At 64.5% G+C, this 5,294-nt stretch carries 5 protein-coding genes; 1 reads left to right on the top strand and 4 read right to left on the bottom strand.

Annotation, left to right across the window (positions count from 1 at the left end; genetic code table 11):
- Together DB30_RS40240 and DB30_RS40235 are read right to left on the bottom strand one after the other, a co-directional pair.
- On the bottom strand, window positions 1–199 hold a 199-nt coding region (locus DB30_RS40240; RefSeq protein ID WP_205633194.1), incomplete at its 3' end, for a transposase zinc-binding domain-containing protein.
- A 449-nt stretch (window positions 200–648) separates the two neighbouring features.
- On the bottom strand, window positions 649–1,245 hold the full coding sequence (locus tag DB30_RS40235) for a transposase zinc-binding domain-containing protein (RefSeq protein ID WP_240480440.1): 597 nt from the start codon (window positions 1,243–1,245) through the stop codon (window positions 649–651).
- On the opposite strand from DB30_RS40235, the gene DB30_RS40230 reads away from it, so the two are divergent.
- Complete coding sequence (locus DB30_RS40230) at window positions 1,186–1,470, top strand: cytochrome P450 (RefSeq protein WP_240480441.1); 285 nt, start codon at window positions 1,186–1,188, stop codon at window positions 1,468–1,470. The genes DB30_RS40235 and DB30_RS40230 overlap by 60 nt on opposite strands.
- A gap of 139 nt (window positions 1,471–1,609) precedes the next feature.
- On the opposite strand, the gene DB30_RS40225 is transcribed toward DB30_RS40230, so the two are convergent.
- Window positions 1,610–4,054: an eCIS core domain-containing protein gene (locus DB30_RS40225; RefSeq protein ID WP_052559375.1), complete on the bottom strand. Its 2,445-nt coding sequence runs from the start codon at window positions 4,052–4,054 to the stop codon at window positions 1,610–1,612.
- A 293-nt stretch (window positions 4,055–4,347) separates the two neighbouring features.
- Window positions 4,348–5,166 carry a leucine-rich repeat domain-containing protein gene (locus DB30_RS40220; protein ID WP_052559370.1) on the bottom strand — a complete coding sequence of 273 codons (819 nt, stop codon included), beginning with the start codon at window positions 5,164–5,166 and terminating at the stop codon, window positions 4,348–4,350.
- Window positions 5,167–5,294 lie beyond the last annotated feature (128 nt).

The following is a 5,294-nucleotide window of genomic DNA, read 5'->3' as shown; positions in this document are numbered from 1 at the left end:
GCAACACCTCATCGACGAGGTGCGCCGCGACGTCCGACATGCGCCGGCCAAGGCACGACGGACAGAATCCTCGCCGCTTGCAGGAGTAGGCCACGACGAGCGAGTGGCCGCAGCGACTGCACGCGAGGTGAGCGACGCCGTGCTCGAGGATCCCGCAACGCAGGTACGCCTCGAACTCGTCGACGACGAACTTCGGCAAGCCGCCTGCTTGCTCGGCGCGCTAGCGAAAGCTCGGCCAGTGATCGGCGACGACCTGGTAGAGCAGCGTCTGCTCTGGCTGTCGGCGCTCGTAGCCGTCTCGGCGCTGCGCCGAGCATGTCGCGGTGACCGACCCCACGACGTGGTGCTCGGTCGTCGCGCCGTCGTGTTGCAGGGCTCAGGCGTGAGCCAACGATGTGGCCGAGATCCGGGCCACGCACCGCAAGACCCCGTGCACGCACCGAGCGGTGCGTGCTCAGTGGTCGCGCAGCAGGTGGCCCCGACTCTGGCCAATACACGCGCCTCGCTGAGATCGCGGCCTGACCTATTGCGAACTCGGCCGGCCTCGGGTATCGCATGGCACTGCGCGTCGCCGAGGCTGGGTGGCATTCTTCGAACAGGACACGGCGCCGCCCGGCCGTAGCTTGGTGGTCAAGCAGGACGCCGAGGTCATCTTCGCTGGCAGCCGTGACGTTCGAGCACACGGCCGAGTCGCTCGTGGGTCCACCTCGCAACCTCGGTGACCTCCTCGCGGGTGGGGGCCCCGAGCGAGTGGAAGCGCAGCTCGCCCTCGTCGTCCCTCACGTACACGCCGTCGAGCACCAGGCAATGAAAGTGCACGTTCAGCCGCAGCGAGGAGTCGGCGCGCTGGATGAAGGTGAGCGCACCGAACAGCGCGTCCTCGACCGAGCGCAGGCCGAGCTTTGCCTTTGCCCGGCAGCGCAGCGAGCGACGCAACGAGACGATGAACGCGTCGAGCACGTCGGCGCACAACTTTCGGTCGTAGCCCATCGCGTAGCGCAGCCGCCACGGCAGCGAGCAGACCCACTGACGAACCGGGACCTCCGGGAACACCTCGTCGACGAGGTGGGCCGCGACGTCAGCCATACGCCGGCCCGTGCATGACGGGCAGAATCCGCGTTTTTTGCACGAATGCGCCACGACCGTCGACTCGCCGCAGCGGCGGCAAGCAAAGTGGGCGAGGCCATGCTCGAGGATGCCGCAGCGCAGGTATGCCTCGAACTCTTTGACGACGAAGTCAGGCAAGCCGCCGGATGGCTCGGCCCGCTCGACGAAGGTCGGCCAGTGCTGCTCGAGCGTCGGGCGTGCCTGGGCGAGCACTTTGCGATCTTGGAGGGCGTGGTCGCGCTGGCCTCGATCGTCGGACGCTTCGAGCTCACGCGTGTCGACGACGACGAGATCGAGGGCCGCCCGATCACGACCTTGCGGATGTCACGGCCCCTGATGATGCGCGTCCGTCGACGGATCTAGCGGCCCCTTGTGTGGGGCGACGAGCCCCGGCACTGCTTCGCAGCACCGCAACCTCGCTTCGCTCGGCCCTTCAGGCGCAGGCCAGGTAGACCCAGACCACCGCGACCAAGAACACCGTGAGGTATTGATGCGTTCCTGCTCACGCCTGCTTGTCGATCACCAGGTCGTGAGCCGGCAGCATCTGCCAGATCATTGAGTCGTTGATCATCTGGCAGCGCTTGTTCGCGGTGCACCCTTGTCGCACCTCACCCGGGTCCGAGTCCGCGCACAGGTCGGGGTCGCCCTTCCTGCGGCCCTCGAAGTCTTCACGCCGCAGGTTGACATGTTCGTCACACCTGAGCATCTCGTTCCAGCCCTTCTTGATCGTGAAGTGATAGAGCATGCTCTGGAGATTTCCATTGGTCCGACTGAGCTCGTTTTCCGCTTCCAGGTTGTCGTTGAACTGGTCGAGGAAGAAATATGCGGTCGAGCCACCAAACGCGGAGCTCTGGAACTTCACGGCTTGCTTCTTCCCATCCTCGCCCTCGACCTCAGTCTCGAGTTCTCGTGACGCCACACGAACGCCAACGATCATGGCGGAGTGATGAGCGACGACGCCGAGCGGGAAGAAGAACAGACCGGGCTGCCTCCCGTACATGGCCTTGTCCATGTAGTCGAAGGGATCGACCTTTCCGTCGGCCTTGTCCCAGCCTGGGGACTTGCCCGCATCCAGCTCGAAGTGGTCCGGGACTTTGTCGGCCTTCCAGTCCTTGAACATGGTCTTGACGCATGGCTCGACTTGGGTCAGGGCATTGGCACAATCCTCGTTCGACATCCTGAACTTCTTGCCCTCAGTCGCGGTGCCAGTCCTCTGCATGAATTCTGCGATGTGCGGAACCCGTAGCTTGCCCGTGACCGTCATGGCCGCGTGCTTGGCGTCGAGCGCGGCGAGGTCGGCCGGGGAAGCGTTGCCCGCGGCGATTGTCTTTTGGAGGTCGGCTCGTTCGCGCTGTTGCCTGTCGTCGAGGTTTCGCTTTTTTTCGATGTCAGCGAGGTGCACGCCCTGACGCTGAAAGTACGTGCCAGCGACGTCGGAGCCGTACATGACGGCGAGCTCTTTGAAGAGCTTGTTCATGCAGGTGTTTCCGCCCCCGACGGAGCAGGACGTGATGATCGGGTTGTGCATGCCGATCGGAAACACGCCCAACGTACGCAGCTTGCCCGACGCGCGCGGCGACGCGAGCTTGGCGACGAGGTCGATGATCTCGAGCCCAACGGGGTGGGTGGCGAGGCGATTGAACGCCGGCTCCGAGATCTGGGTGAAGAAGGCGTTCGCCAGCCCGAGTTGGTCGAGCGCGTGAAGCTGGGCCCACACTGGCACGATGATCGGCCGCAGGAGGTCGGGATGTTCGGCGAGTCGCACGAGCTCCTTCGCTATCGATTCGACATCGCCAAGTCCGGCGATCCTCGCGGCTTGCTGCTCGATCGTCTGGGCGTTCAGCTTCGGTCGTTTGGCCGCTCGGAGGTTGAGGAGGCCCGGCTCGAGGCCGAGATTGCTCCACTCGTCGAGAGCAACCGCGATAGTGTTGAATTCGATGGCCCCACGTGCGTCGATCTCCGAGTCCTGCATCGGTCGGGGGGCGGGGCTGGCGGGTAGTCCGACCCGCGTTCCCTGAAACCAGAAGCTGAGCACGAAGCCCTGGGTTGCGTCCCCGTCCAGCCCCAGATGGTCCTGGTTGAGAACGATCAGTGCCTTGGCCAGGTCGGTGTCCGGGACGCGGGCAGCCAGGGCCGGCATCCTGGCTCGTGCGCGTTTGGCCACCGCCAGCATCGTGTCCTTGTGCCTGACTTCGAGCGAATAGCGACGGTTGGGGTCCGCGAGGCCCTCCTCGACGACGAGCGTGGGGGGCTTCTTCTTGGAGATCTTGGCGAGCTGCAAACTCGGGCCGAGCTGGCGCTGGTGCAGCGTGTGTGTCATGTCGTGTGCGATGAGGTGGTGGCCGGAGCGTCCACGGGGCCCAAAAAGCTCGTGTTCGACCGAAGTACGCATCGGCGCCGTCCAACGCGCTGACGCGGGTGGTGTCCCAGTCTGCTGAATCGTATGCGTCAGCTCGTGCGCGACGAGGTGGCGTCCACGATCGCTGTTGTAGTCGAGCTGCCCAGCGCCGAAGAAAATATCTCGCCCCACCGTGAACGCACGTGCGCCGAGCTTGTTCGACAACGAGGAGGCCTTGGGGTCTTGATGGACCCGGACGCGACCGAAATCGACGTTGAAGCGGGGCTCGAAGTAAGACCGCGCCGAGGCCGGCAGCGCCTTGCCGCCACCGGCTCGCGCGCTGGCGATCCTTGCGGTCATGTCCGGCGTGACGATGGGCGCCGAGCCGCCGCTCTCATGTGGGCTGCGACGCAGCTTCTCCTCGTCCGACTCGTCCGACTCGCAGCTCACACAGGCTCGCTGAACGCCGAAGGCACCAGCGCTCAGGTTTTCGTCGAACTCACCGCCACCGACGACCGCGTCGGCGACCGCGTCAGCCTCACGTTCATAGGCATCATCCGCGGCGCCGACCTCGAGTCTATACTGTGGTGCGAGAGGTGCTGTGTGCAACTCGGGGAGTTGGAACGCCGGGAGCCACGAACGCGTAAATGGTCGCTTGCCGCGGTCTGTGGCCGGTGCGACCTGTCGACCTCTGAGCTTGTGCAATTTAGCGAATGCCATGTCTGGCGATTGTAGACTACGTGTTTTGGGTGTTCAACCTGACCCCCGTCCGGTACTGGACCCCGCGTGTGCATCGACGGATGCTGCGACCAGGTCGTGTAGCCTGGGGCGACACAAGGGCTGGGCGCGATCGCTGTGATGCGCCCCCGTTCACCCATCCTCGGATAGGGCCCGGCCGACGGTCAGAGCTCATAGAACATGAAATACTCGGCGCATGTGAGGAGATCCAAGCGCAGCTCCTCGCTGACGTTGGCGGTCGGCACCACGAGGCTGAGGTACTCGAACGTCTGGTACTCGCACCGCGCCAGCGGCTCGAGGTTCGCCTGCGTGACCAGCTCGAGGCGTTCGAGCCCCTCGATCTTCAACAGCGGACTCACGTCGACGAGCTGAGCTGCGCGGAGGGTCAGGAACGAGACCTTGACGCTGGCGAGCGCCGATATGTCTTGCAGCTGTGGCAGCTCGAGAGTCATGAGTCCGAAGACTTTATCGGACAGTGCGGTGATGTCGGTGACGGTATCCGAATCAATCGTCAAGCTGTACAGATCGAGGCCGGCGAGCGCGTCCAGATTGTCGCCACTTGGCGACAGCTCCAAGTACGCGACCTGTGTCAGAGCGGCGACCGTCGCGATGTCGATCGGCGCACCGCTAGCATTGAGCGTCTCCAACTTCGGAAGCGCATGGAGAGCCGAGACATCGACGACTTGCGTATCCCGAATCGAGAGCTTGCTGATCCTCTTGCAGGCGACGATTGGTTCGAGGTCCGTGATGTGTGTGTGGTCGAGAATGACGGTCTCGAGGTTGAGCAGCGCGGCCAGCGGCTCGACTGACACGAGGCTCCGGTCGTTGCATTCGACTCGAGTCGCGTCGGGCGCGACCGCATGACCGCAGAACTCGACGGCGGCGGTCGACGCGTCGACTGGAGGCGCGCTCGGTGGGGCGGGCCGGTCGCAGGCCAAGCAGAACCCGACCAAAGCCATCGAGGACACCGTGAGGTACTTCATGGGCTCGTGCTCACGACTGCGAGCGTATCACTTGGTGGTAGACGCGTATTGCAGCCGTCGGTTGCGGGCGGATAGGACATTCGATGCGGGGTCGGGGGTGGCGTGAACGTCGCGCCGCTCATTCTCGG

This window comes from Enhygromyxa salina (assembly GCF_000737335.2).
Classification (GTDB): domain Bacteria; phylum Myxococcota_A; class Polyangia; order Nannocystales; family Nannocystaceae; genus Plesiocystis; species Plesiocystis salina_C.
The sequence above is the reverse complement of the archived record's forward strand: the minus strand, read 5'-3'. Positions and strand labels throughout refer to the sequence as shown.

Bases quoted from the DNA above. Each gene is read 5' to 3' on its own strand.
- DB30_RS40220 (WP_052559370.1), bottom strand. From the start codon at position 5,166: ATGAAGTACCTCACGGTGTCCTCGATGGCTTTGGTCGGGTTCTGCTTG.
- DB30_RS40230 (WP_240480441.1), top strand. From the start codon at position 1,186: ATGCTCGAGGATGCCGCAGCGCAGGTATGCCTCGAACTCTTTGACGAC.